This is a genomic window from Pyrinomonadaceae bacterium (assembly GCA_036277115.1).
In the GTDB taxonomy this organism is placed as follows: Bacteria; Acidobacteriota; Blastocatellia; order Pyrinomonadales; family Pyrinomonadaceae; genus UBA11740.
In genome coordinates this window covers 106,644-131,958 of record DASUNM010000015.1, presented here as the reverse complement: position 1 = coordinate 131,958, position 25,315 = coordinate 106,644, and the positions used below count along the sequence as shown (strand labels likewise).

At 54.2% G+C, this 25,315-nt stretch carries 16 protein-coding genes; all 16 read left to right on the top strand.

Annotated features, from left to right (window positions below):
- Nucleotides 1-418: 418 nt before the first annotated feature.
- Nucleotides 419-3,760, top strand: a complete 3,342-nt coding sequence (locus tag VFX97_03535) for a CHAT domain-containing protein (protein ID HEX5702272.1) — start codon at nt 419-421, stop codon at nt 3,758-3,760.
- A 45-nt stretch (nt 3,761-3,805) separates the two neighbouring features.
- The gene (locus VFX97_03530; protein HEX5702271.1) at nt 3,806-4,390 is read left to right on the top strand and encodes a sigma-70 family RNA polymerase sigma factor; all 585 of its coding nucleotides are present in this window, start codon (nt 3,806-3,808) and stop codon (nt 4,388-4,390) included.
- A gap of 51 nt (nt 4,391-4,441) precedes the next feature.
- Complete coding sequence (locus VFX97_03525) at nt 4,442-5,305, top strand: hypothetical protein (GenBank protein ID HEX5702270.1); 864 nt, start codon at nt 4,442-4,444, stop codon at nt 5,303-5,305.
- Between the two features lie 238 nt (nt 5,306-5,543).
- The gene (locus VFX97_03520) at nt 5,544-6,014 is read left to right on the top strand and encodes an AraC family transcriptional regulator (GenBank protein ID HEX5702269.1); all 471 of its coding nucleotides are present in this window, start codon (nt 5,544-5,546) and stop codon (nt 6,012-6,014) included.
- A gap of 370 nt (nt 6,015-6,384) precedes the next feature.
- The gene (locus tag VFX97_03515) at nt 6,385-6,849 is read left to right on the top strand and encodes an AraC family transcriptional regulator (GenBank protein ID HEX5702268.1); all 465 of its coding nucleotides are present in this window, start codon (nt 6,385-6,387) and stop codon (nt 6,847-6,849) included.
- Nucleotides 6,846-7,916 (top strand): hypothetical protein, encoded by a 1,071-nt coding sequence (locus VFX97_03510; GenBank protein HEX5702267.1) that lies wholly within the window; start codon nt 6,846-6,848, stop codon nt 7,914-7,916. Before VFX97_03515 ends, VFX97_03510 begins: the two co-directional genes overlap by 4 nt.
- Before the next feature lie 597 nt (nt 7,917-8,513).
- The gene (locus VFX97_03505; protein ID HEX5702266.1) at nt 8,514-10,019 is read left to right on the top strand and encodes a hypothetical protein; all 1,506 of its coding nucleotides are present in this window, start codon (nt 8,514-8,516) and stop codon (nt 10,017-10,019) included.
- A 20-nt stretch (nt 10,020-10,039) separates the two neighbouring features.
- Nucleotides 10,040-10,441, top strand: a complete 402-nt coding sequence (locus tag VFX97_03500) for a hypothetical protein (GenBank protein ID HEX5702265.1) — start codon at nt 10,040-10,042, stop codon at nt 10,439-10,441.
- A gap of 16 nt (nt 10,442-10,457) precedes the next feature.
- Complete coding sequence (locus VFX97_03495) at nt 10,458-12,161, top strand: hypothetical protein (GenBank protein HEX5702264.1); 1,704 nt, start codon at nt 10,458-10,460, stop codon at nt 12,159-12,161.
- A 38-nt stretch (nt 12,162-12,199) separates the two neighbouring features.
- Nucleotides 12,200-15,652, top strand: a complete 3,453-nt coding sequence (locus VFX97_03490; protein ID HEX5702263.1) for a hypothetical protein — start codon at nt 12,200-12,202, stop codon at nt 15,650-15,652.
- A 19-nt stretch (nt 15,653-15,671) separates the two neighbouring features.
- Nucleotides 15,672-16,838 carry a hypothetical protein gene (locus VFX97_03485; protein HEX5702262.1) on the top strand — a complete coding sequence of 389 codons (1,167 nt, stop codon included), beginning with the start codon at nt 15,672-15,674 and terminating at the stop codon, nt 16,836-16,838.
- Nucleotides 16,839-16,905: 67 nt separating this feature from the next.
- Nucleotides 16,906-18,870 carry a tetratricopeptide repeat protein gene (locus tag VFX97_03480; protein ID HEX5702261.1) on the top strand — a complete coding sequence of 655 codons (1,965 nt, stop codon included), beginning with the start codon at nt 16,906-16,908 and terminating at the stop codon, nt 18,868-18,870.
- A gap of 532 nt (nt 18,871-19,402) precedes the next feature.
- Nucleotides 19,403-20,680, top strand: a complete 1,278-nt coding sequence (locus VFX97_03475; protein ID HEX5702260.1) for a hypothetical protein — start codon at nt 19,403-19,405, stop codon at nt 20,678-20,680.
- 585 nt (nt 20,681-21,265) lie between these two features.
- The gene (locus VFX97_03470; GenBank protein ID HEX5702259.1) at nt 21,266-22,207 is read left to right on the top strand and encodes an SUMF1/EgtB/PvdO family nonheme iron enzyme; all 942 of its coding nucleotides are present in this window, start codon (nt 21,266-21,268) and stop codon (nt 22,205-22,207) included.
- A gap of 235 nt (nt 22,208-22,442) precedes the next feature.
- The gene (locus VFX97_03465) at nt 22,443-23,474 is read left to right on the top strand and encodes a carboxypeptidase-like regulatory domain-containing protein (GenBank protein ID HEX5702258.1); all 1,032 of its coding nucleotides are present in this window, start codon (nt 22,443-22,445) and stop codon (nt 23,472-23,474) included.
- A gap of 33 nt (nt 23,475-23,507) precedes the next feature.
- Entirely contained in the window at nt 23,508-24,671 is a 1,164-nt protein-coding gene (locus VFX97_03460) for a hypothetical protein (protein HEX5702257.1), read from the top strand.
- Nucleotides 24,672-25,315: the final 644 nt, after the last annotated feature.

Here is a 25,315-nt window from a genome sequence, read left to right as displayed (position 1 = left end):
GACTACCCTGTTGCTGGTAACGATATTGTTCAGTGGCGGCCAAATTCATTGAATCTGCCGCTTATCCATGTTAAAAGGACAACCACTTGAGGTACTTCTCTGTTGCTCCAACTCGCCTCCCGGTGACGCGAGCTGCGCACTAGCCATTCAACCAACGACACCGGTTCACTGTATGTCGTCACGCAGTAAAGCTGTTTTTGTGGTCTCACACCTGGCTGGGTTGTTATTTTTTTGTCTGCTAACGACTACCGGGAATCGCGCGGAGATCGCCAGGACAGATGCGAGATTGCTCTCGCTGACAACCGGTCAGTCCGTGACTCGCGAGATTAGTGTCGGCTCGAAAGACCTCTTCCAGATATCCCTCGTTTCCGATCAACTGTTTCGCGTGTCCGTTGAGAAGGAAGATGCTGTGCTCGAGTTGGCGGTTTACGACCCACTAAATCAGCGAGTGGCGGACAGGATCAGCACCGGCTACGAAGTTTTGGAGATTGCGCTGCCAACGTCGGCAGCTGGAGCCTACCGGCTCGAAGTGATTTCGCGAGAGCATCGCGCCAGCCGTCGATATCAACTGAAAGTTGAGTCCCTCAGGCCAGCCACGATTGAAGACAGAAAACTCAACACAGCCCAACAGATCGTTGCGACAGGGGATTTTCTTAGGCTGGAGTGGACTGAGAACTCGCTACGCCAGGCGCTCGCAAGTTACGACACGGCGACGGCCCTCCTCGTTTCTTCAAAACAGTTGCGGCAAGCGGCGTTCGCTTCGATGCGAGCAGGTGAAACGTGTTTCGTCCTGGGCGATTATCACGAGGCGCTGAAACGCTTCGAAAAGGCAGCGACGCATGCGAAGAAGACGCAGACGCCGATCGAAGAAGCTCGGGCACTCACGCAAATTGCAAGACTGCATTCAGCTTTGGGGAATAGCGATCGTGCTGAGGAGTGTTTGGCTAAGGCGCTAAATATCATCCCGCAGTCTAATGCCTCCACCCAGTTTGCCACCGTCCGTCATGTCCGTGCTGAGGCACTGATTAGCCGGGGTGAAATTAATTATGCGAAGGGTGACCTCGTCAAATCGCTGGAAGACTTTAACCATGCCTTAAATCTCTCTACCGACGTTAGCGATCGTCGAGGCCAGGCCAGATCTCATCTCTTCAAAGGTTATATTGCGAGCATAGGCGATTCGGAAAAAGCTTTCGCGGAAATTTCAGAAGCATTAAATCTATTCCAGGCGGTTGCAGACAAATCTGGTGAAGGTCTATGTCTTACTGCTCTTGGATTGTACCATTCGCAAAAACAGAGAGCGGATCAGGCGATGGGGATGCATCGTCAGGCGGGCGATATCTTCCGGGCGATTGGAGACCGGCAAAGTGAAGCTATCACGCTGAACGCAATGGGCCAGGCTTATGAGTTTTTGAAAGACTACTCGATGGCGCTCGAAAGTTATAAGAGGGCTTTGGCGATTCTTCAGAACACAGGCTTTGTTGATATTGCCGCGTCAAGCATGTTCAAGGTGGCGCGGACCTATCGCGTGATTAAAGATTTCGATCAAGCACTGGTGCACTATCGCGAATGCTTGAAGTTGAGCCGGGCGGCAAAGAAGTGGCGTACCGAAGCAAATGCACTCAATGATATGGCTACGATTTACGCGACGCAGGGCAACCAGAGAGAGACCACCGCCCTATATCAAAGGCTTCTAAAATCCTTCGCTGGCATTTCTGATCGACGAGGACAAGCGACGACGCTGAACAACCTCGGAGATGTCTTGCTACGCTTCAAACAACCGCGGCGTGCTTTACGCGCCTTTGAGCAGGCGCTTCCACTCAGCGAGGGACTCGGCGATCCGGCCATCTCGGTATCTACTCTGTATAACCTGGCCCGGGCGAACCGTGCGTTGGGAAACTTTTACGAAGCGCTTTCCTCCATTGAGAGATCGATCAGCACGATTGAGAATCTGCGGTCTAACGTGAAGAGTCCCGAGTTTCGCACGTCGTATTTTGCGGGTGTCCAAGAACAGTATGACCTGCATAGTGATCTCCTAATGCAGCTTGATCGAATTCATCCGAATTGCGACTTTGCCGCCAGAGCATTTTCGGTCAGCGATAGTGCTCGCGCTCGTTCTCTTAGAGATCGGATGGCCGACAGCGAGGCCGATATTCCCTCCGACGCCTCTCCCGCTCTACTTGAACGGAGGCGCGAATTGCTGGGGCTGATCAGGGCGCAGGGGCAGTATGCGTTGGAGCTTTCAATGAAGAAGCATGATGCCGGGGAATCCGAGGGAGTCAGCCGGCAGCTAAAAGAGCTCCGATCTGAATACCTGGATATTGAGGCGCAGATCAGGAAACCAACCCCTGGGTTTGGCGCGTTGAGCCAACAACAGCCGCTTACGGTCGCGCAAATTCAAACAGAATTGCTTGACGATGATTCGATACTGCTCGAATTCTCGCTGGGCGATGAGCGCAGTTATCTCTGGGCCGTCACTAAGAAAACGTTCCATAGCTACGAGTTACCGCGTCGCGCTGTTTTGGAAACGAAGGCCTTTGAAGTCTACAAGCTGGTCACCGAGCGACAGGTGATTGGCGCTAACAGCGCGGCAACGGATTCGTCTACCGTGTTTACCTCCGACCGGATCTACCAGGAAGAGGGACTCGAGTTGAGTCGGATGTTGCTGGGACCAGCTGCGGAACAACTTGGCGCCAAACGGATCATCGTGGTAACCGAGGGAGTCTTGCAATACATCCCGTTCGACGCGCTACCAGATCCTCGTGTAACGCGAGCAGCATCAAGTCAGGCTTTTGGCGGTTCAGGAGATCCTCCGCCGCTGCTGGCGGCACACGAAATAGTTATGCTTCCATCTATTTCAACGCTGGCCGCAATCCGTCGCCAGCACCCTCGCGTAGCGGCGTCTGACAAAGTAGTTGCGGTGCTGGCAGATCCTGTTTTTAACCGCGATGACGACCGCGTGAAGAACCCGAATTCTGGGTCAATAGATCTTACTTCCGCCGTGAACTCACCTTTGCTCCCGGTGGCTGTTGCTACTCGGTCGGGCAGCTACCGTGGGTTCATGCGTTTGCTGCATTCTGCGAAAGAAGCTGACGAAATCCTGGCGGTGACGCCCCGGGGAAAAGGGATCGCCATTCAGGGATTCGATGCCCGCCGCGAGACTGCGATCAACGTGTTGGCGGCTGACTACAAAATCGTGCATTTTGCGACGCACAGCTTCATAAACAATGAGCATCCCGAGCTTTCGGGGATTGTTCTCTCGATGGTCAACAAAGATGGGAGCAAGGCGCAAGGATTCATGCCGCTGCGCGACATTTACAGCCTGAACGGCTCGGCTGATCTCGTCGTCCTGAGTGCTTGCGACACTGCTTTAGGTAAGGACATTACAGGCGAAGGCTTAGTGGGCCTGACGTATGGCTTCATGTCGGCAGGTTCCAAAACGGTGGTAGCTAGTTTGTGGAAAGTCGACGATCGAGCCACCGCGGCACTGATGTCGCGCTTCTACAAATCGATGCTGCAGGACGGCATGAAACCGGTTGCCGCGCTGAAGTCAGCGAAAGAACATGTCAGGCGACAGAAAGGGTGGGAGGCTCCGTATTTTTGGGCCGGCTTTGTGTTACAAGGCGAATACGCCGACAATGTTGTGGACCCCTCCACCTTCCACAACTTGAACGCCGCCTTTGTTCTGGTACTAACGTTACCGCTGTTTTTGTTTGGATTGCATTTGATCCACAAGAGGAGGCGACGCGCTTCTCCCAGATGATGATGGCCATTGCCGGCATTTGATTACCGCCAACAAAGTCGCTCAATGCCACGGAAGTCGGATATACCACCTGAACGTTTCAATGATCTACTTGCCTGGCTTGATCCGAACCCTGAATCCGCGGGTCTTACCTACCTCGATTTGCAAGATTCGCTCGCGAGGATTTTCGCATGGCGCAAATGTGCGGACCCTGAGGGTATGGCCGATGAAGTCTTCGATCGAGTCTGTCGGCGACTACCACAGTTGGAACGCGAGTTCGAGGGTAATCCAAAGGTCTATTGTTATGCTGTCGCCAACAACCTGATAAAGGAGTATCAGAAGAAACTGAAACTCAACGTCCCGTTCGACGGCATCGACGTCGCAGACGAGCCACCGGACACGGAGGACACGAGCATCGAGTTTCGAGAAGAGTGTTTAAACGATTGCTTGCAGAAACTGCCCGAGCGAAAGCGGGAGTTGATACTGAGTTACTACTCAAAAGAAAAACACGCCAAGATCGTCCACCGAGCGGAAATGGCCCGACAGCTCGGAATCTCTGTCGAGACGTTGCGGGTCAGGATGTCCCGCATGCGCCGTAACCTGGAAGCGTGCATTGAACTTTGTCTCGATCGGCGCCGCAATCAAAAATGAAACGTATTGCGTCGAAATTCATTGTCAACAGACCGGACCGCTGAAAGAGCGATGACGAGCGAACCTCAAGTGAATGAAACGATTGCCAGGCAATATTTGCTGGGCAACGTTGATGACTCAGAACGGGAGAGAATCGACGAACTAATCATCGTCTACCCTGAGGTCAAGCAAACCGTCCTCCTTGCGGAAGAGGATTTAATGGAGGCTTACCTTGAAGGCAGCCTCTCGGCCACGGATACGGAGAGGTTTCTAGCGCAGTATGCGAACACCTCAGCACTGCGCCGCAAACTGGAGATTGCCGAGGTAATACAACGACGTGCTGCGACACAGTCAGTGGCTAATAAAAAACCAGCGTTAGAGGTTCAGCGGTTAGGCAGTTTTGTTTCGTCGCTATGGCGCCGAAGGCGTCCATTTTTGATTCCGGCAACGGCCTTGGCGATCGTACTTGGAATTGTTGCGATCTGGCTGATCGACTTCAACAACCGCAGAGCACAGGAACGCGGGCGACTGAATTCTATTGAACAGCAGCTTGCGCAACTCAATTCGCCGTCGGAACTTCGTAACAATCCGCCGGGGATGCCTGCCGTCGTCCTCTCGCCGGGAACTCTGCGAAGTGGGAGCGGGCCAGGCGAAGTGGCCGCTGACCCTAATTCCAAGATTGTCGAGCTTCAGCTTTCTTGGCTCCATGCGCGTGACTATGACACTTACCACGCGGTATTCCGCAGGGTTTCGACCGGCGAGACATACAAGGTTCCCAACCTTCAGCTTCACAAGACATCCGGTGGCCGCGTCATAAAGCTGAGACTGCGGAAAGAATTATTAGCTCGCGGTCAGTACCAAATTACACTGAGCAGCTTTGCAAAGGATGGTTCGGCGGGACCGGTTGATGAATACACGTTTGTCTCGATCCATTGAGGACAGCAAACTTTGGGGAGAGACGTACACCACCTCTCATTCTGTCCTGCCTGTGTGTCTGACGCGCTGCTAATGGCTTCTCCACGCCTTTTCTGAACTCCTCCAGTAACGTTTTTCAACGTTTTCCATTATCACTGAAATTCCATGACTAGCCGCTGGCCCGCCCGGGCTAATTGCTCGGAGAGAATCCGGCTTAGCTACGCAGGCACCATGGCTAGTGCGAAGTTTTCACTCGATCATGTATTCCGAGTCACTTACTAAGCAGCCGGTTAGCAAGATCACCCGGCCCACCGTTGGTCTCAAAAGCAACGGGTTTGCGCAGGACAAGCTTTTTAATCCGGCGATTCGTAAGCCCACTGATCGACGAGTTCAAACCGTCGTGATGTTGCTCGAAAGCAATTGGAACAAACAAATTGCGCTCCCTGAGATTGCGCAGGCAGTAAACCTGTCCCCCAGTCGTCTGGCTCACCTGTTTAAGAGTGAAATGAATCTCTCGATGCAGCAATACCTGACGCGACTTCGGCTGGCAAAAGCAAAGAGGCAGTTGGAGACAAGTTTCCTGTCGGTGAAAGAGATCGCGGCGGCCGTAGGCTTTTCTAGTGTCACCAGGTTCGTCGCGTGCTTCAAGAGCGTTGTCGGATTCACGCCTGGCCAATACCGAAAACAACTGTCGAACGCCGCTTATCACGACGCTGAACGATCCTGGTAGCAAGATGAGCCAAGTAATAGCAGAAACCGAAACTATTAGCAGGATCTTATAACGAAAAGTGGTTGCATGCATTCTTCTTTAACATTAAATGTCCACTTCAGTTCTCAGTTGTGTCTGCGTTGGTGATCCCCCGACCCAACTTGCAATTCGGATCATCCCGCTGAACTTGAAAAACTAAATGACGCGTCGACTGAACGTCACGCGTGTTGCTTGGCTTGCGCGGGAAACTGCGACAGCGACAGGAAATCATGAGGGGCAGCTTTGCCCTGCGAAGATTTCAATGTTTCTCACCCCGCGACCTTTGAGGGTTTCGCGTTCAGTTGGGAACTCCCACCCCAACAATCGCGAACTGGCGGGTGAAAGTTGAATTATGTCGAACAAGCGCGACAAAAATGTTGAGAACTCTGAACAGAATCGCGCCAAAGTTTTGGCGGCGAAGGGACGAGACCGAAGAGTGCAGATTGTGCGCGTGTTCTTGGAAAGCTCATTCCAGCGCAAGTTGGGATTACGAGACATGAGTGCCGAGGTAAATCTTTCTCCGTGGCGCCTGGCTCACCTTTTTAAGGCTGAGACGGGAGTGTCTCCACAGCGGTATCTGACGCTGGTGCGTTTGCAAAAGGCGAAAGATCAATTGGAAACCAGCTTTCTTTCGATTCAGCAGATTGGTGCGGCTGTAGGCATTCCGAATCCCAGCCAATTTACTAAAAGCTTCAAGGCCGCCTACGGCATGACGCCGGTGGAGTATCGGAAGGTCCATTTTGAATGCTCTCGCGTCAGCGACGGCAATCGCGCAAGTGAAAACAAGTTGTTGGTTACGCAGGAGTCCCCGAAATGAACTATAGCCGACGAAGCAAGAGCGGATTGCGGTTCAGGCAGGCATTCAACCACATGAGATTGGATTCTCTAAGCGGTCCGTCGTGCAAGGAAAGCATCGCTGCTCATGTGTTCAAGCAGGCGCGAAAACCGGCGTTGCAGCTATGTGGTTTGTTGTGTAGCACTCTGCTGCTGTTGTCGATGTGCGCATGCAGTCGCCGCCAATCGAGCGTCCTTGATCTAGTGCCGATTGATAGCTGTGCTGTTGTGATTATCGATTGGGCGACGGTGCGAAACGACAACGACTTGAAACAGCTTTTCAAAGGAGATCAGTTTGAAGGGATCCTTCAGCAGCTCGTTTTGAGTAGCGAAGAAGTCAAGACCGCCGTTGTCTTTAGTGGCATTAACACCCAGGCGACGGCCGGGCTGTTAGTGCATGGTTCGTTCAATCGAAAACAAGAGATAGCAAGTCTAAAGGGGAGAGGCTGGCAAGAGCAGCGCGTCGACGGGCATCCTGTCTATACGAACGGCAAGGACTATGTCGCCCTGCCGCAAACGGGCACCGTCTTTGCCGGAAGTCGTGAAGCCGCCGCCGCAGTTTTCCGAGCGCTTGGTGACTCGCAACAAAGATTTATTTCCTCATCTCCCTACAAACAAATTGCGGCAGGCATGACAGCGCGGAACAGCTCCGTCCGAGCTTTTCTAGTAATTCCGCAAGGCAGCCTGGACATGGCGGATGCGGCTTTGACAGCGACCTCGCTCGCTCTGTCGCTGTTTGATCTGGGCGGCGTCGGAAGTCTTTTGAAGCAAATCAACGTCGCACGAGGCTTTGGCCTGAACCTGAGCCGCGGCACAAATCAGGAGTACCCAGCGGAAATGTGCGTTTTGATGCGCGACGAACAGGCAGCAGCCGTTGTGACCGGTTCATTGAATTTGATGAAACGCTTTTCAACCCTGGCCGCAACGAACAACCGCGACGAGCAGGCGCTGCGAGCGCTGCAGAACGTGAGTGTTACTCGAGTGAAAGAAGTGTTGTCGATAAAAATGACGGTGCCCCGAGCCGTGCTCGTTCCGCCCGCTAGTCCGTAGTCCGGCATCGACGATCTTTTGTTACTCGACTAAGCGGGCGACGAGCTTAACTGAAACCCAACGTTACGGAGGACATATGGATTCCACATACGCCGCTACGACATCGGGCAACACAAACAGTGAAAGGCCAGGCAGTGCTCTGGTCCACCGGTATTTAGATCTTTACCGAGCGGCGCGCGTTATGACCGGATTGGGCATGACCGTCAAAGTCGTTGGCGTCATTCTGGGCGCAGTCATTTTCATGTTTTGGTTCATCGTTGGCGCTGCTGCCAGCTCAAGCAGCCAGTCGTCTGCACCTTTCGGACCGAGTCCGGCCAGTCAGTCCGCGGCTGGAGTCGTCTTCTTCTTTTTGCCTCATGATCGGCGTGGCGGTTGGAGTTCTTGTCGGCGGCTTGTTCTTTCTCCTGGGCGTCCTCATTTCTGCGCAGGGACAACTGTTGATGTCCCACGCGGACGCTGCTGTCCACACGTCTCCATTCCTCAGCAACGAGGAGCGGGCGGCCGCGATGTCTCTGCCATTTGCCGGACGAACCCCCCTCGCCGCTCACGCAACTGCGCAGTAGGGAGTACCGAGCATTACGACCGAAGTGGTAGCCGATGACTAGACACTACAAACACACCCAAGCTATCAATGCGCGAACCCGACTCTTGAGCGTCTCGTGGCACGTGCTGGTTCTAAGCGGTTTGGTTTTGTTTACAGGATGTGGCACTCCAGCGCCGGAATGGCCGCCTGAGGTGAAGAACAAGCCGGCGACATCTCTTCCGCCGTCGCCATCGATCGCGACTACTAACGAACTCATTGTCTATCTGGATGAAAGCGGGAGCATGGCCGGCTACGTGTCACGCGACGGCCAGACAATTTTCGGCAAGACATTGCGAGAGCTTCGTTTTGCCACTGGAACTTTCGCGGGTCCTGACGTGCGCGTCTCCGTCCGCCGAGTAGGCTCCGCAATTGGGCCGCCGCTTCCCGATATGGATCTGACTACTGCCTCGCAAGACCCTTCCGTTTATCGTGCCGGTGAAACAAACCTGTCGGGCGCCATCAGCGCATTCAAAGTCGGCTACCAGCCCAACGGCACTGGTTCAAAGCAGGCGGCAACTCCAACTCGAAGCAACGGCACCGATTCCGCGGAGCCGCCGCCGCCAGCTCGGTTCCAAATCCTGGTTACTGACGGCGTGCAATCCACCAAAAAAGGAGATACGAACCAAAACTGTAACGCCGGCTCCGATCAATTTTGCGTCAGGCAAAAGATTGCGGAGTTACTGAAGGCGGGTTGGGGTGGATGCGTGCTGGGCGTTCGCGCAGATTTTCGCGGCAAGGTGTATTCAGAAGTGAGCGGCGCCGCCATCCCGTACGAGACCAGGAACAACAATCCATCCTCCTTCCGCCCCTTCTTCCTTTACATCTTCTCGCCCGATCAGGTTGCGCTTGATTCGCTGGTGCGATCCCTCAAAGAGCGTCTACGTCCATTGATAGACAACTGCTTAGATTGCATCCGAGAGTTGAATTTATCTTTCCCATACACGGACGCTGCGGCCCAGTTCGAAATTTCCGTTCCCAAAGAATCACGAGGGGCGCTCCACAAGGCGAAAAACCAGGGCGGCCCGCCGCAGAGATTCACGATGCAAGTGGATGTTGATACCGAGCGGTCCGGACCGAAGCCGTTTACGATTCAAGTAAAAGTGCCCTGGTCTTCTCATGCTCTCGATGCGGGCAATGAACAGGAACTTGTCCGGTTGATCAAATGGGAACTCAAGCCAATCCACCCCCCAAGTGACAGTAAATCGGGCGCGAGATTTCCCGAGCTCAACATAACCGGCGCGCATCTTGAAGGTGGCAATCTCGTTTTGGAGGCGACCGCGTCGTATCCACCGGGAACAGGAGAACCTTCCTGGCGGTTCTACAGCGTAGAGGGTCGCGTCAATCTCAACCAAGGTACGCCGGAATGGATCAAGAGTTGGTCTACCGATCTCGATACAACGCCGGAAACTGCTAACCGGACATTCAATCTTGAGACAGCGCTTCTTGGGCTGTGGAACAACTCGACAGCAAAGGATCAAGTGGTCGCGAAGGCCTACTTGCGGATTGGGCCGTCGGATTAAGTGAGAAGGGAGATACGCGCGTGTTGGCAATTCTAATTCAAGGCTCAGGCTTTCTCGAATTATTCCTGGACGCTTGTGACGAGGAAGGATGCGAAGAAACTGCGATGAACTGGGTCATAGCAGCTCTGGTGATCGCGGCGATCTGCGCGCTCGTGATGTTGGGCTTCAAATGGCTCAGGAAGTACATGGCCATCAACATCGTTCAGAAGGCGTGGAGCCGAGGACAGACGATGCTGCTAATCGTGGTCGGGCTAATTCCGGTCGTGATCGTACTGCTGGTTGTTTGGTATATGACCAGGAACTTCTTCAACTTCGTGGGCGTCGGGGGGTTGATGAAAGGAATTGTAATGGCGTGGATTATCTACATTCTGTGCATGTTTACCGGTCATCTGGTGAGCCCTTGGCGGCGCGAAATTATTTAGGGGAAGGAACTCGATTATGCGCAACGTTTTTATTGCAGTTGGCGGCAGTGGCACCAAGGTGGCCGAAGCGCTGGTTCGTCTGCTGGCAATCGGTTTCCCGACGCACAGTGAGAAGGACGTACTCACGAGCGCCGGTCATTCCTTGCAGATTTGGAGATTGGATCCGGATTTGAATTCCGGTGCGGCTGTCGCTCTCGGAAATTGCCTAAAGGATTATCAGGAGCTGCAAGAGTTGCTGAATGGGCAGCAAACCGGCGGTATGGCCAGTAGTAGATGGGCGATGGACATTGATATGCGAGTTCGCCACTTGGATCCGTTGCAGCTACCCCAGGCTTCTAACTCTGACAACATTGTGAAGAACCTGGGCGGCATTCTCGATTCAAGATATGGCGCCACCAAGAGTTCGCTCCCATTTCTCTCTCCGTTTTATGAAAAGAAAGACCTTGACGTCGAAATTGACCGCGGCTTCTATCAGAAGCCATTTATTGGCGCCGCGGTTATGGCGGTTTTCGCTGAATCGCTGCGCGACGAGAATTCACCCGGTGGCAAAGCGTGCAGTCTGACGGCATTTCAAAACGTCAGCACGAACTTCTTCCTTTGCGGAAGTCTTCATGGCGGGACAGGCGCGTGCGGAGTTCCTGTCATGGGCAAATATCTCGGCACGCTCAAGAAAGAAAATCAGACGTGGGATTGGCGCGTTGGCGCCTGCCTGCTGACACCGTACTGTGTGCCGCCGCAGCCTCCGTTTGGCGCGCTTAAGGACGATTACCCGACGACCCAGCAGATTGACGATCTTGCGAAAGAACATGGCGACAAACCGGCATTCAATGGACTGCCAATCGAGGATAAGCGAAAGCTCGTCGAGCAGATCCTTCTCGGTTTTTACGCCGAACCCGAAGCGATGGAGGCGCGCGCTCGGCAAGCCCTCGCATATTACCGCGATCACAGCGCGGAATACTTTGACGAACTTTATCTTGCCGGCAAGCCTGAGCCTGACAAATTAAAGGTTTGGAGCAATGGCGGTAAGAGTCAAAGAAATCCACTCAACTCGGCGGAAATAGTTGGCGCGCTGGCGGCGCTAAACTTTTTCTCCCGCGCGGGTACCGGGAATCCGGAGTCGTATGTGATCGGCGCATCAACGCCGGATCTCGACTCGGAAAAAATGAGTCTGCGTCATCTTCCTCGTTACACGGCCGGTGAGACTGAGATCGAGCCGGAAGCGGTGTTCTTGTCTGCTGCGGTCATGCACCATCTTGTTACCCAGCAAATTCCGTGGGACCTGCCGGCGCGCACCTGGCCCAAAGAGATTAAACGCCTGCGCGAAGTGTACGCCGATAACGAAAATCGCAAGCTCGAAGATTGGAAGCGATTCAATGGCGCTGCCAATCTGCTCGCCAAGTTCCTTGATACGACGCTCGATCCCAATCCGGATCACACCGTGGGGTGGAGCGGCGAAGATGTGGCCAAACTTCGGCCGTTCCTCTCAAGCGATCCGCACAGTCTGAAGGAGATCACAGCAAAGACGGCCAAGAAATTAACGAGCAGAGAAGCAAAAGGGGAACTTGAGCTTGGCCGATCGTCGATCCGTGTATCTACTTTCGAATTCGGCGACTGGTGCCCGGAGACCGCCGAGTTTACTCGTGGAGAATATCTAAGGCTGGTATGGTCAAGGTTATTTTCCCGAACTCAGAAACGGATGCGAGCGGTCGGCGCCGCGTAGATTTAGGTTAACCGGTCGAACGGATATTGGAGATCACGATGAATAACGGTAATCGAAGGGAATTTCTGAATTCCGGAATCTTGGGTGGTGGCGCTGGGATTGCCGAAAAGCGGTCCTTTCGTGCTGTGCGAACTGAATATCTAACAAGTCCCGACTATGACCCGCAATATTTCGAGACTTTTCCAACCGCTTGGGCGGCGGGATACGCGTTTCGGAAAGTGCTCGACCTGCCGGTCAAAACAGGCGCGGAAGCGGGAGCTTTTGCGGACGAGGTTTCAACAGCGGTCGAAGAGTGGATCACGCTTTTTCTCCTTCATTACTTTGGAGTTGCGCACCTGGCGGAGTTCAAACAGAGCTACCTTCAGCAAAACTATGATCGCGATCTTTGGCAAGCTCTTAGTGGCACCTATCCCAGTGTTCGCGAACAGGCGCCAAGGTCTCTCAAGCTTCTCCAACACAACGAAACCGTGGTTGGCGCATACTATCCCGCGGTAATCTTTTTCCCGGCGCGAGATCGGACTGCCTGGCAAAAGGACAAGACGCTTGCCGATTACCTACTGGACGATCGACTGTCTTGGACCCGAAGCCGGCGCATTCTTCTCACCAGTGACAAGGAAAACCAGGACTTCCATGCCCACCTCAGGTTAATTGCGGAATACGCAGTCTCAAGCCGGACGCTTCAGGATCGTCTGTACGATTTCTGTGAAGCTAACTTCAAAGGGCGAATTGATCTAACCGGGAGTCTTGAAACGGATCCGTCGAGCTGGGAGGTTCCTGGGCTCAAACACTGGGAAAGCGACGAGTTGCTCCAGCTTTATCCGTTGCGTAAAGCCAAGCGCTCGACTGAGCAGGATGACGAGAAAAATGTTGGCCGCATCTTTTATCTGCTGGATGGTTTGCCCGAACTGCAACCGTGGATGAAAGCGGCTACCGTTCCCAGCGGACCCGCGCCCTACCAGTATCGGAAACTGAACGATAAGGAAATCGTAGTCGAGTTACCCGGCCGCCGATTTAGTTGCCGAATATCTGAAAACGATGAAATCGTTTTGTTGAAGGATCTGTTCCTCAGCGACACTCCGCACTGGTGCAAGATTCCGAAGACTTCAGATACCCAGGCCGCGCACATCCGATCGGTTCACAAAATGGAATTACGCGATCCGGTGGTCACCGAGAAGGATGCGGCGGTGTGTCTTGCGCCGATAAGAAGCGAATTTATTCGGCACTTTCCCGAGATTCTGACTAACCTGGAAAAAGTATCCGCGCTCCCAAGCCTTGAAGGCGCATCGGTGGAATGGACGATTCCGGTCATGCCGGGCAGGGAAGTGAAGTGGCAGACACGACCATCGTACGCCAAGGGTCTTGCCGCTTCGTCGCTCGCGATCTGGCCGCCCAAGGTGTCGAGTGAATGGCGTTTGTACGCGGCGTACGGGTTTGGCACTAAGGAAGACTCCGGCCGTTGGCACCTGGTGGATCAGAACGGCCGGCTCGGCAAATTGGTCGATGTCGAAGAGGAAGAGTACGTAAGCGTCCTCTCCGGTTCGGAGGTCCCGAACCAACCGCGTGCTCTCGCGTTGACCGACAATGGCGAGCGAGAGCGCGGCATACTTTTCCTTGCGGACTTCGGCGGAGACCAAACCGCTAATCGCGAGCTTGATACGAAACTGTCCGTTGACTTCGGGACCAGCAACACTTGCCTGGCCTACGCGTTCAGCGACAGTCAGCCGGAGATCTTGAGATTCACCATTGCGCCCAGGCCCGTGTGGGGGAAGCGTGGCGATCTGAGCGAGGCGTTGGAACTACCGGGCTTCTTTCCTTATAAGTGGAATGCGACTACCACAAAAGGTTTCTTCCCGACTATTCTCTTATCGCGCAGGAGTGATCCCAACCTCACCGACGCGCTGAAATCGGAGGACGTTTCAGTCGCCGAGATTTTCAAAGTAGACATCCCAGGGTTGCATAGAGATCTCGAGCAACGACTGTATCAAGGGGACCTCAACAAAACCTGGAAGCCGCATGCCAACCTAAAGTGGGATCTCGATGGCAAGACCGAGCCGTGGCGAACACTCTTTCTGCAACTCACGTTGCTGTATGCGCACGCCGAGATGTTCTTTAGCAAGCGGATGCTTATCGATCGATACGTATTTACGTTTCCGCTCGCCTTCCGAAAGGACGATCGCGACAGCTATCACAACAAGGTAAGGCAGGCCCTGAAACGGGTACGTAACATCTGTTATGGAACTGGCTTGGGTAAGGACGTGAATTATGAAGAAGGAGTAGACGAGAGCACTGCGATTGCTGAATCGATCGGATCGGTTGGCAACAAAGCGACGATGGAAGTCTTCGTCGATGTTGGTGGGGGCACGGCGGACATCGCTGTCAGTCACGACCGGCGATTTCTGGTCCTGGACAGCATCCGCGTTGCCGGCAAGACCTTCTTTCAATTTGCGAAGAAGAATTTCGGTAACGATCTGCTTGGGGCGAGTGAGTTCAAGAAACATCTGCGCCGATTACTCCAGGGTGCGAATGATGACGCGGAACTAAAACTGCTGAATCCGGATCCCAGCTTTGACCTCGACATCACGTATTCGGTCTGGATCAGCAGTCTCAATGATCAGCAGTTTCAAGAGCGTGAATCCGCAATTTTGCGGAAAGGAATGGGCACGCAGTCCTACCAGAGATACCGCACCCGCCTCTTTTTTCAACACATTCTCGCCTACGCCTTGCTGCAAGCATGCGCGGCAGCCGTCGAGCAGAAGCTGAAGCCCTCAAGTGGCATCAACCTGATTTTGGGCGGCAACGGTTGGGGATTGATGCTGTTCGGTGAGTTCAAGCGCCTTGGCGGACACCTCGAGAAGGAAGCCAAAAGAATTCTCAACTTACTGAAAGAAAAATTGGCAGCGGTGGTCACGGAAGAAGAGCGGGAATATCTAGAGGCGCTCAAGATCTACAACCTAATCCTGCTGAACGAGGAGAACCTGAGTAAGGCCAAGACTAACGTGGCCTTAGGCGCTCTGAATGCCGCGCGCACGCGCGCATCGAGAGATGGTGCATCCGCAACGCCCTACGCGGGATTCACCCTGGAAGGCCTGGAATTAAGCGGCTCGCCTCCGGCCACCATCCGCTGGTGTGAGCGATGGGGGACTGAGACGTTCGAACAAAAGTTCCCGGGCGTCGAACAAGTCGAGAATGGCAGATTTGATGCTCCCGCAGATCTCGAAGTTCCCTTGAGTCCCGTGCTTTCGGTTTTCACCTCCATTGGCAATGTTCGTGCTGGTGAAGAGGACAACATGCCAGGAGAAGCGTGGACCAATATCAACGGGCGAGTCGATGATTTCGTATCCACACTCAGTGGGCGCATCGAGCGGCTTGAGGTCTCGCCAATCAATCACTTTTTGTCCGAAGTCTTTTATTCCCGCCGCAGCAACAAGGACTTTCTGGACACGCTCGCGCAAGTGAATGGAAATTATCGCGTGCAAAGTAAAGAGAGCTGACACTGCTGAGGAGGCAAAGATGAGAGCTCCGTCATATTTGAATTACCTTCTAGTGATTTGTTTTTGCGTGGGCTGGTCCTTCACGGTTCGCGCACAGCCCACAGAAGCAGAAAGCAAATCCGCTTTGGCGCAATCTTTAAGCGATCTGGAAAAAGCCCTCAAAACCAAAGAGCCCCAGTTAGGCAGGTCACTGGAAACGGCTGCGAATAGATTTTTGTCGTCCGCGAAGAACTCGAGTGACAAACAAAGAGTGAAGAACGCTGCTACCGAACTCCGCGAGGCAATTGACGCTGAGAAACAACAGGTGGTCGCGAGGGGTAAAACTTTCTTGCGCGGCGACAAAGTGAAGGCGATGGATAGGGCGATCGCCGACGCTGAGACTTTTGCCGCAAGTGTCCCAAAGACAACTGTCAGCCCTGCGGATTCTCAGACGCAATCCTCTGGATCTGAGGTGTCTCCCGGACGTGGCGATGAAGGGGGTGGCTTGCTGAGTCTAATCTGGCCAATCGCCGGAGGAATTGCAGCAGCAGGCCTCATAGCGCTTGCCGTCTTCGGTGCTCTGAGACTGCGCAAAGGCTACTGGGCGAAATTTGATGACCACGTGAACGAACTTGTGAAAGCCCATGTAACCGGCGTTAAGCGCCGCCACGACGAGTTGAACAAACAGTTCAGCGCAGCACTGAATGAGCAGCAAAAAACATCTGGACGATTGGAATCGATTGAAGGCGAACTGCAGGCGCTGGGACGGCGAATCAGGCAAAGCCCCGACGGTGGTTATGGCGGCGGTACGGTTCGGCAGGCTTTCGACGACTACTCACGACTAACGCCACAGCCGATTGAACCTGAGTTTCCCGCCTCGGTCAATGAGTACCTGGACAAGAAAAGGCGAAATTCAACGGTCGTAAAACCCGATTTCCAAAACGGAATTCTGGTGAATGACATCGACGGCAAAGGCGAGTTGGTCCTGATTCGTGATGCAAGCGTTGCCGATGACGCTCAGCCTTTGTTTGTCGTGCCGCGCGTGGCTCAGTTCCAGACGAAGCAAGAGTTTCATTCGTACTACGAGAGATATTACGAATGCCAGAGACCCTCCGCGGGAGATGTCTGGATAATCGACCCGGCCATCGTCTCAACCGTTCCCGGAGGTTGGCAGTTGAGAGAGAAAGGTGTTCTCGAAGTGCGTTAGAGCCCGAGCTAACACGCTGACGCTGATAATCCCGAGTCGACAGGTTTCCCAAGAGGAGTACATTGCTATGGCTGCCCCAGCCGACGCGATTACCGCTCGCGTAATTCGCGCTTATTGCATCACCCATAAAGTGGGTTTCGACGCCCCGTCGAGTAAGCCAATTCTCTGTGCGTCAGGTGGCCATGCTCTCGCCAAGAATTTTCCGGACAGCTCGTCGTGGGAATATTGCTGTGACTGCCAGCATTGCTGGCTCGTTGATACGGCAAAAAAAGAAGCCGCCAGCAAAGAATGTCCAGCTTGTGAACGCAACGTAGTCCGCCGCTATGTCTGTGGGGACTGTAATGTCATTAGTGTCGAATCAGACGAACCAGGTCGTCGCAAGGTCTTTGCGATCACGAACGGCATACCGACTCCCACCTGTCCGGGCTGTCTGCAAGAGCCTTCACATTCCGTCATCGACCACGACTGTCGCGACTACGGCGCCTCTTTCGTGACGAGCTTTTCCACTTGTCCTTTCTGCGATGAAGTCCTTGAACGCCTGCCGGATTTTCCGTGCACGGTGTCAGAGTGCTTAACCAGTCTCAAGACGACAACCAAACTGAAATTGGATAGCGCTGGAAACCAACTAACAGCGTCGGCCGACGGCGACTACGTCCTTTTGCCGGGTGTGCCCGGCCTGAACTTGTCCTTCGCGATTCCTAAGGCCAGGAAACTTAAATCGAAGCGGCAGTATTACGACACCTATTACGAACTCTTTAACTGCGACAACCCATCAGCGGGCGAGATTATTGTCATTCGACCTGCGTCAGTCGATCGGACTGAGGCCGGGTGGGTCGTCAAAGAAGCAGGCGCAATCGAAATCAAGCTCGCCGGGCCGCAGCGCATTACGCAAGAACTTATCGTCTGCCCCAACTGTGGTACCGCCGGAAAACCCACCGAGCAATTTTGTGGACGCTGTGGCCTGGCCTTCGGAGCCTCTGGGGCGGCTGACTATGAAAGCGTCACTCTACCAGTTGAATTGACTGCACCGGAGAACCTACCTGTCCCCGGATCGACACCTGCTGGATCGTTTGTTGGTGACGTTGAGAACGTGACGGCTTCGCCGATCGACACTACTTCCTGGTCGGCGTCGCCTTCCACTTCGCGAATCCCATCACCTCTGTCAACCGCAGTCAAGGTTCTGATGGCAGGCATTGGATTGGTGTTCCTGCTGGTTGTGATTATTGCTGTTTCCCTTAACACCGTGGGAAGTAACAGCGTCGAGAAGCAGCTTGACGACGCAATAGCGAGAGGCAATTTATTTCCGCCTGCAAGCCAGAACGCCTATCAACTCTACAACCAACTGAAAGCCAACGGCGCCAATGACGAGACGTTGCGCAAGTACCGAGAGCGACTGGTGCCGTTACTGACGAGGCAGGCCACGCAGCTTACCCAAAACCTGCTTCAGCCTGGCTATGAAGAAGCGCCAGCCTCGGAATGGCAAATCGCCACGAGAGCGATGTCATGGGCTACTGAATTGAAGCCTGGTGACAGTCTTATTAGCGCAAAGAGTGCCTACTGCCAGGGTCGAGTGGCCTACTTGGCTAACCAGAATCAAGCTGCGATTGAGCACTGGGTAAAAGCGGCCCAACTGGATCCGTCATGGGCTCTACCTGCCAACAGCGCGGGGCTGGTCTACGCATCGCTCAAGAACTATTCAACGGCGCGGACACTCTATTCTGACGCAGTTCGCCGCAATCCCAATTGGGCAAATCCTTACAACAATTTAGGCACCTCATATTACATGGAAAGAAACTACTCTGAGGCTAAGGTTTTCTACAAGAAAGCAGTTCAGCTCGCGCCTGACTGGGCGCGCCCTCACGCGTGGTTGGGCGACATTGCAATGATCGAGAAGGATTTTGAGACCGCGATAACAGAGTACCAATGGGTGCTCAGTCCACAGGCCGTCGGAACTGCCAACATGAACCTCGAGAAGATCAAAGAGAAACTGAACGAAGCCCAACAACTTTCAGCCGGCAGCGAATACGAATAGTTTCGCGAGACAAGGTCCGATTAATAGAGTGTAGGAAGCTGACAAGATGTTTTCGGGGGCCCAGAGCACAAGCGGGGGCTCGTCCGTGATTCACATGCGACCAACCACAACCGCGACCGCGAAGCCAGATCTAATACAGGTATATTGCAGGACCGAGCGCGCAGCGGTGTCGTCCCTGCGCGCCTCTACCATCGTCTGTGCAAACGGGCATGAAGTTGCAACCGATTTTCCGTATACGGAGTTCTGGGTGTACTGCTGCGATTGCGAGAAGTTTGTCCCACGGGAGATCCTTGAAGGTGACGACGCATATACGCAATGTTCGCAATGTGAACGCCCAGTCACGCGATGGTTTCTGTGCAACGACTGTAAGCTTCTGACAATTGCGTCCGAGAATTCAGTAAGCAAGTCCTTCGCGATTCTGCAAGACGGAAGGGCGTCTCCTGTTTGCCCGGGCTGTCTGGTCGCGACTCTCACAAGTAACCTGGCTAAACATGAATGCACGATTTTGGGAATTACATACGTAACTCCCCGATTGGAATGTCCATTCTGCAACGAGTGGCTAACACAGGTTGGCGCGGCGAAAGATCCCGCTGACTCCCCGGATGAGCACGACGCGCCGGACAAGCCGCAGAGCCTGGCTTACCTCGCTGGATTCGCAAATTCAAGCACGTGGGTTGACCGCTGTAAATTGCCGCTTGAGTGGTTAAGAGTGCACCGGCCCAGAACGTTTTCACATTGGGTAACCACCATCAGCATTGCCGTTGGTGTTTTTGGAATTCTGGTAGGTCTGGGCGGGCCGGTAGCCGCGGTTTCGCAAACCTTAACGGAATGGCTGAATAGTCCGCCCCGCATTCGAGCAATTGAGTGTGAACATCTCGTTCAGCAAGGACAGGTCGTCGCGTTAAGAGCGCAGGCTGATGATCCAGATGGCGGTGAACTTCGCTACCGTTGGCTTTCATCTGCCGGCACGATTAACGGAGACGGCGCGAACGCTTTGCTAAACACGGATGGCATCATCCCAAAAGCGATCTCGACTGATCTTACAATCGAATTGGTCGTGACTGATGAACTCGGATTAACGGCGTCCCGACAAGAACGGATTTCGGTTGTGTCTCGCAACGTCCTGAACAATCCGCCGAGCCTAACAGTTCCCCCGCGCTGCAATTGCAACAATCAACAGATACGAGTCGGAGAAATAGTGTCCTTGTATGCTCTAGCTGAGGCGAGCACTACGAACGCGATGCTCTCATACGATTGGCAAAGTTCGTCACCCGCGTTGGAAATCGCAAAGACGAACTCCGATTCTGGTTCCACCGCAATCCTAAACACTGCGGGAATGGGCCACATTATTTCGCCTGTTCCCGTGAAAATTACATTACGTGTAACTGACAATCATGGAGGCGCGGTTAGCGGAGATTTGACGATTGTAGTACTGCCGCGGCAATTCTCTCCCGCGACAGCCACGCGCGCACCACCTGAGGTAAAGCCAAACCATTCTCCGAAACTTGAATTTTTCACAGCCGACAGCCTCACCGTAGAGACTGGTGGGCAGGTAAAGCTCTGGGTTTTTGCCACCGATCCTGACGGGGACTCACCTCTCTACTTTGACTGGAAAGCGTCGGCCGGCGAGATCATTCATAAAGGAGATACCGCAATATTCAATTCGACGGGTGTTGAGCCCGGACAGAAGATCATAAACGTCACAATAAACGACGGACGTGGTGGGAGCACGTCCCAGAGGCTTTTTGTTACCGTGATCTCAAGCGCAAGCGAGAAGGCATCACCTTCACCGCTTAATCCAGAGGGATGAGCATCATTGCGACGAGCGAGCCGGGATATTCAAGGTTCGTCGGGCTCCTTTTGACAAAGACGGCGCAGTTGAAACATGTCACCCGAAGCAACGCAGAGCTTTACTTTTTATTGTCCGCAGCACCAGCTCCGGTTCCGGGCCGCTGGAGATTCGTTGGTGGCATGCGAACAGGGCGGGCACGCGATCGGGAGTGGCTTTCCGGATCAGGCCTGGTGGCAGTACTGCTGTGACTGCGCGACGTTTTGGCCTTCGAAAGTGACGAATGGTTTCTTGCGCCGCTCCGAATGCTTTGTCTGCGAGCGACCGACGGCCAAACGCTACTTATGTCCCGCGTGTCAGGTGATAAGCATCGAATCAGCCGTGCCCGTCCGGCGAAAGCTTTATTCAATCACTGTTGAAAACGGAATTGCTCCCAGTTGCCCAGGATGCGCAACGCATCCCGCTGCCGCCCCTGCCGAACATCAATGTCCGGAAATTGGAGTCTTAATTCTCACTCCAAGGAGTGCATGTCCTTTTTGTGAGGCTTCAGTTGGGGCCCAATCAACCAGCGTCAGCAAGCAGGTTTCGCAGGATCTGTCAGCCCGGTTGTCCAAAGATGCCGCCTTCGAGGGGACAAACTCGAAGAACGAAACGTCGCCGCCAAACACTGGTGCAACCGATGCCCAGCGCGACGATCGTGCCGTGTACATTGCCGCTCCGTGGCAAGCAGTCTTACCGGCGGCCCCTCGGAAAAGAAATATTCCATGGTTGCCGGTGACAGTCGCAGTCGGCGTGACGGTTATCGCGGTAACTGCGTTCGCGATTGTCTTCGGTCCCAAACGAGCGGGCCCTTTGCCGGCAGTAGTCATCCCCACGCCGCCATCGGGCATGGTCTACGTTCCGGGCGGCGAATTCAGGATGGGAAATGATCTGGGCGATGAGCATGAAAGGCCGGCGCACATGGTCACAGTCCGACCCTTTTTTCTTGATCAGCACGAGGTTGCGTGCCGTGATTACGAAAAGTTCGTAAAGGCGACAAATCATCGGCTGCCGCCAGGTTGGGTCAAAGGCAATTGTCCAAATAGCTCCCACCAGAATCCCGTTACCGGCGTTGATTGGTACGACGCCAATGCGTACGCACAGTGGAGCGGTAAACGTTTGCCGACCGAAGAAGAATGGGAATTCGCGGCGCGTGGCACCGACGGCCGGTTGTATCCGTGGGGAAATCAATGGCGAAACAACGTCGCGAACGCCGGCGATGCCACCGTCCGCCACTTTGCGAATGTGGGTTCTTATCCGGACGGGAAAAGCCCTTTTGGCGTGATGGACATGATCGGAAATGCCTGGGAGTGGACGGCAACCGAATTCAGGGCGTATCCCGGAGGACAAGCGCCCGATCAAAATCAAGCCGAACTAAGAGTAATTCGCGGAGGCTATTGGGGCAGTACTCCCGGAAAGGCCACAGCAACCTTTAGAAAAGGGTGGGATGCGCGGGGCGCCTTGGTTGGTTACGCGAATACAGGGTTTCGATGCGCCAAGGATTTGTGAGGCTTCAACCATGAGTTACAAACACAACTGGCGGATTCCTTTTTGTTGCCTGATGTTCGTGTCTATTTTTAGCGGTTTGGTTTGTGACCTTCAGGCTCAAGACGAAAACGCTACCCGACCACCGCCGCCCGCAGGCACTAACCGTTCAACTAACCCACGGAAGAAGGGGAGCGGCCGTCCGTCCAGCCCTAAGCCCGCGTCGGCCAGAGTCAAACCCGGGAGGTTGTACCTTGCAGTGAGTCCGGCCGACAGCTCAGTTTGGCTGAATGGCGAATCGCAAAAACTAGATACCAGCGGAACCATTGTTCTCACACTGCCGCCGATGTCCTATACGATCACGGCGCGCCATCCAGGCTACGGGGATGCCGAGCAAACTGTCGATCTAAAGGCCGGCGACACTTCCTCGTTGACGCTGACACTTGAGCTCTTGAAGGCGACGCTGACCGTTCAGCCTACCGTGGACGGCACCGCCATCGAAGTTAGGAATATCGATCGGAACCAGCACGTGGGTTCGTATGCAAGCGCGATCGAAGATGTCGCTTTTCCACCAGGCGAGTATGAAATCACTGTCTCAAGAGCTGGCTATGCAGTTGTGACGCGTACCGTTACCTTAAAACCTGGGGGCAGTCTTGAGATCGAGCCCAGACTGGATGCTTTACCGCCGCCGCGACCGCCGCCTCGCCCGGTTCGTCCCATGACTGTGCGAGTGGAAACCGAAGGCAAATACCTGATCGTCTATTTGAGCGGTTCGTCTCCGGACGATTCGACGAGTATTGGCACGATAAACGTCACCGCAAGCAAATTGGCGCCGGCCTTTCCTGAGGTTCGCGGCAATCTGGGTTGTGCGCCGTGTGGCGTTGCGTTAATCAGGGTCGAGAATGTTACGGAAGGATCCTTTATCGAAGCTCCAGGGCCTTCAAATCAGCATTCGAGGATTATTGTCCGAATTCGCCCGAAAGACTCGAAGCGCCCGGTTCGTTTTGCGATCAATTGGAGGTCGCTGGAGGAATCTCAGTCGCCGGAAGCGAGCGCGGTCATAATTGACGCCACGCCCGAACATAAAGTGACACCAGCCAGTTCTGAGGTTGCTCGGTTCGCGCCAGCGCAACGCAGTGTTCGCGTCACCATTGCAATCGATAAACGCGTTGACGTGATCTCTGCTAAGGCGATCGACGTGCGCAATTACGCTGAGGCATTCCGCCGGGACAGAGCAACGGCAAATCAGCCTCACCCACCCAAAGCCATTCGTCTCGATTTTGAACAATGATAACTCGTCTCTTTTCATCACAGGAGGTTCCCAATGAACGCATTCCGAGGCGCCGTCTTCACAATCGGCGTTTGTGCCGTACTCTTCCTACCGGCGTTCAATGTGCACGGCCAGGATCTGCCAATTGCGCCGAACACCAAACTCTCAGTCGAGCTACTATCACCGATTAGTACGGTGACGAACAAAAAAGGTGACAAATTCAGTTGCAAGATTTTGATGCCGGCTGAATATGCCGGCGCCATTGTCGAAGGGCGCATAAGGAACCTCAAACACTCCGGCAAAGCAAACAAGGATTCGCACATCGATTTGGCATTTGACACAGTGACCTTAGTTGACGGTCGCAACGCTGACTTTACTGCGACCGTCGTAGAAGTCTTCGACGTTGTGAATGTGGCAAATGATGGACGCGCGGATAACGAGGGCACGGTTCGTAGCCGATCCACTACCGTTAAGACGAGCGTCAAAAGAGCAGCAGTAGGCGCCTTGATCGGAGGTGTGATCGGGGGTGCGCTGGCCGGTGGAAAAGGCGCGGTCATCGGCGCAGCAATAGGCGCAGGTGTTGGCGCGACAACTACGCTTGCCACTAGAGGTCCGGACTTGGCGTTCAAGCAGGGAACTCAGTTTACAATCGTCTGTAACGGCCCCACTCGAAAGAGAGTGGCGCAGGGCCCTGTCGCTGCCGAGACGAACGACGCGCCCATTCTGGCGCCGCCCGATCCACCGTCGTTGAGCTATCGCGTCTTTACCGCAGATTTATTCTCAATCAGCATTCCCGATAACTGGCGCGACCATTCAACTGAAGCGCTGGCGATCTTCGCTCCCGAACGTGGCTACCGTGCGCTTCAAGGCCGCCCGGAACTAACACATGGGGTAATGGTCGGGAGCATCCGCGTGCCGTCGGCTACACTCGACGCAGCGTCCGCCGAATACGTTGGCGCGGTCATCAAGGGCAATCCCCACCTCGCCCCTCAAGGCCCCGCCGAGCGTACAACTCTGGCCGACCGCGAGGCTGTTCGCATTCTTCTAACAGGCGCACCGAACGGATCCGTTCATAAAGAGCGCGTAATCGTCTATAACCTGTCCTTAAGCGACGGAAGACTGTTTTACGTAAACGTGGTCGCGCCGGCCACAGAAAGCGCCGCGTACCATGATTGCTTCGAGTCAATTCTAAAAAGCATCAAGTTGAATAATCAATAGAAGGCGAGGTGAGGGTGCAATGCGGCATGGTCAGCGGGAAGAATCAATTGTCCTTTGCGAACCTGCCAAGAGGGAGAATCGGAGAACAGTTTGCCGTTGAATTATGTCTACAAACGCGATTCTAAGTCCCGCTCCTTTGACCAACAAGCCAACCGACCCGACTCACATCAAAAGCCCGTAGCCGTAAGCCGCAAGCAACCAAGAGCGGATCTTGCCCCCCGTGTTGAAAAACCTTTTCTACTCTTGTTGTTCTTATGCGTCGTCGTTATTCTCGGCGCGTGTTCTACTGATCGGTTTGTAAACGATTATCGTTCAAACCGTAACTCAACGCGTGCAAACAACCCAGTTCGCACGCCGAGAATCCGGCACCTCCAACGGGCCCAGTAAGAGGCAACAGACGGACTAAGATCTAACACTGGCCCGGTTGTCCTTATTACGACGCCATCGCACGCTATAATCGCGTGCCGTTCCGCACGGCGGCAGAAGCCGAGCAATCAGGCTATCGAGCGGCCCTAAACTCCATGAACGACCGACTTCATTTATCCGTCAGTCCGCGCAAAGGCCATGCCGGTTGCAAGGCGTTTTCGCCAGAGCGTCTTCGTGGCTTGTAGTTTGCCCTTAGGAGCTTAAGTCCCCCGTCGGTG

What these genes read in the sequence shown, in the direction of transcription:
- VFX97_03490 (HEX5702263.1), top strand. Translation starts at nt 12,200, where the DNA reads ATGAATAACGGTAATCGAAGGGAATTTCTGAATTCCGGAATCTTGGGT.
- VFX97_03520 (HEX5702269.1), top strand. Translation starts at nt 5,544, where the DNA reads ATGTATTCCGAGTCACTTACTAAGCAGCCGGTTAGCAAGATCACCCGG.
- VFX97_03495 (HEX5702264.1), top strand. Translation starts at nt 10,458, where the DNA reads ATGCGCAACGTTTTTATTGCAGTTGGCGGCAGTGGCACCAAGGTGGCC.
- VFX97_03460 (HEX5702257.1), top strand. Translation starts at nt 23,508, where the DNA reads ATGAACGCATTCCGAGGCGCCGTCTTCACAATCGGCGTTTGTGCCGTA.
- VFX97_03525 (HEX5702270.1), top strand. Translation starts at nt 4,442, where the DNA reads ATGACGAGCGAACCTCAAGTGAATGAAACGATTGCCAGGCAATATTTG.
- VFX97_03515 (HEX5702268.1), top strand. Translation starts at nt 6,385, where the DNA reads ATGTCGAACAAGCGCGACAAAAATGTTGAGAACTCTGAACAGAATCGC.
- VFX97_03530 (HEX5702271.1), top strand. Translation starts at nt 3,806, where the DNA reads ATGCCACGGAAGTCGGATATACCACCTGAACGTTTCAATGATCTACTT.
- VFX97_03510 (HEX5702267.1), top strand. Translation starts at nt 6,846, where the DNA reads ATGAACTATAGCCGACGAAGCAAGAGCGGATTGCGGTTCAGGCAGGCA.
- VFX97_03480 (HEX5702261.1), top strand. Translation starts at nt 16,906, where the DNA reads ATGGCTGCCCCAGCCGACGCGATTACCGCTCGCGTAATTCGCGCTTAT.
- VFX97_03485 (HEX5702262.1), top strand. Translation starts at nt 15,672, where the DNA reads ATGAGAGCTCCGTCATATTTGAATTACCTTCTAGTGATTTGTTTTTGC.
- VFX97_03505 (HEX5702266.1), top strand. Translation starts at nt 8,514, where the DNA reads ATGACTAGACACTACAAACACACCCAAGCTATCAATGCGCGAACCCGA.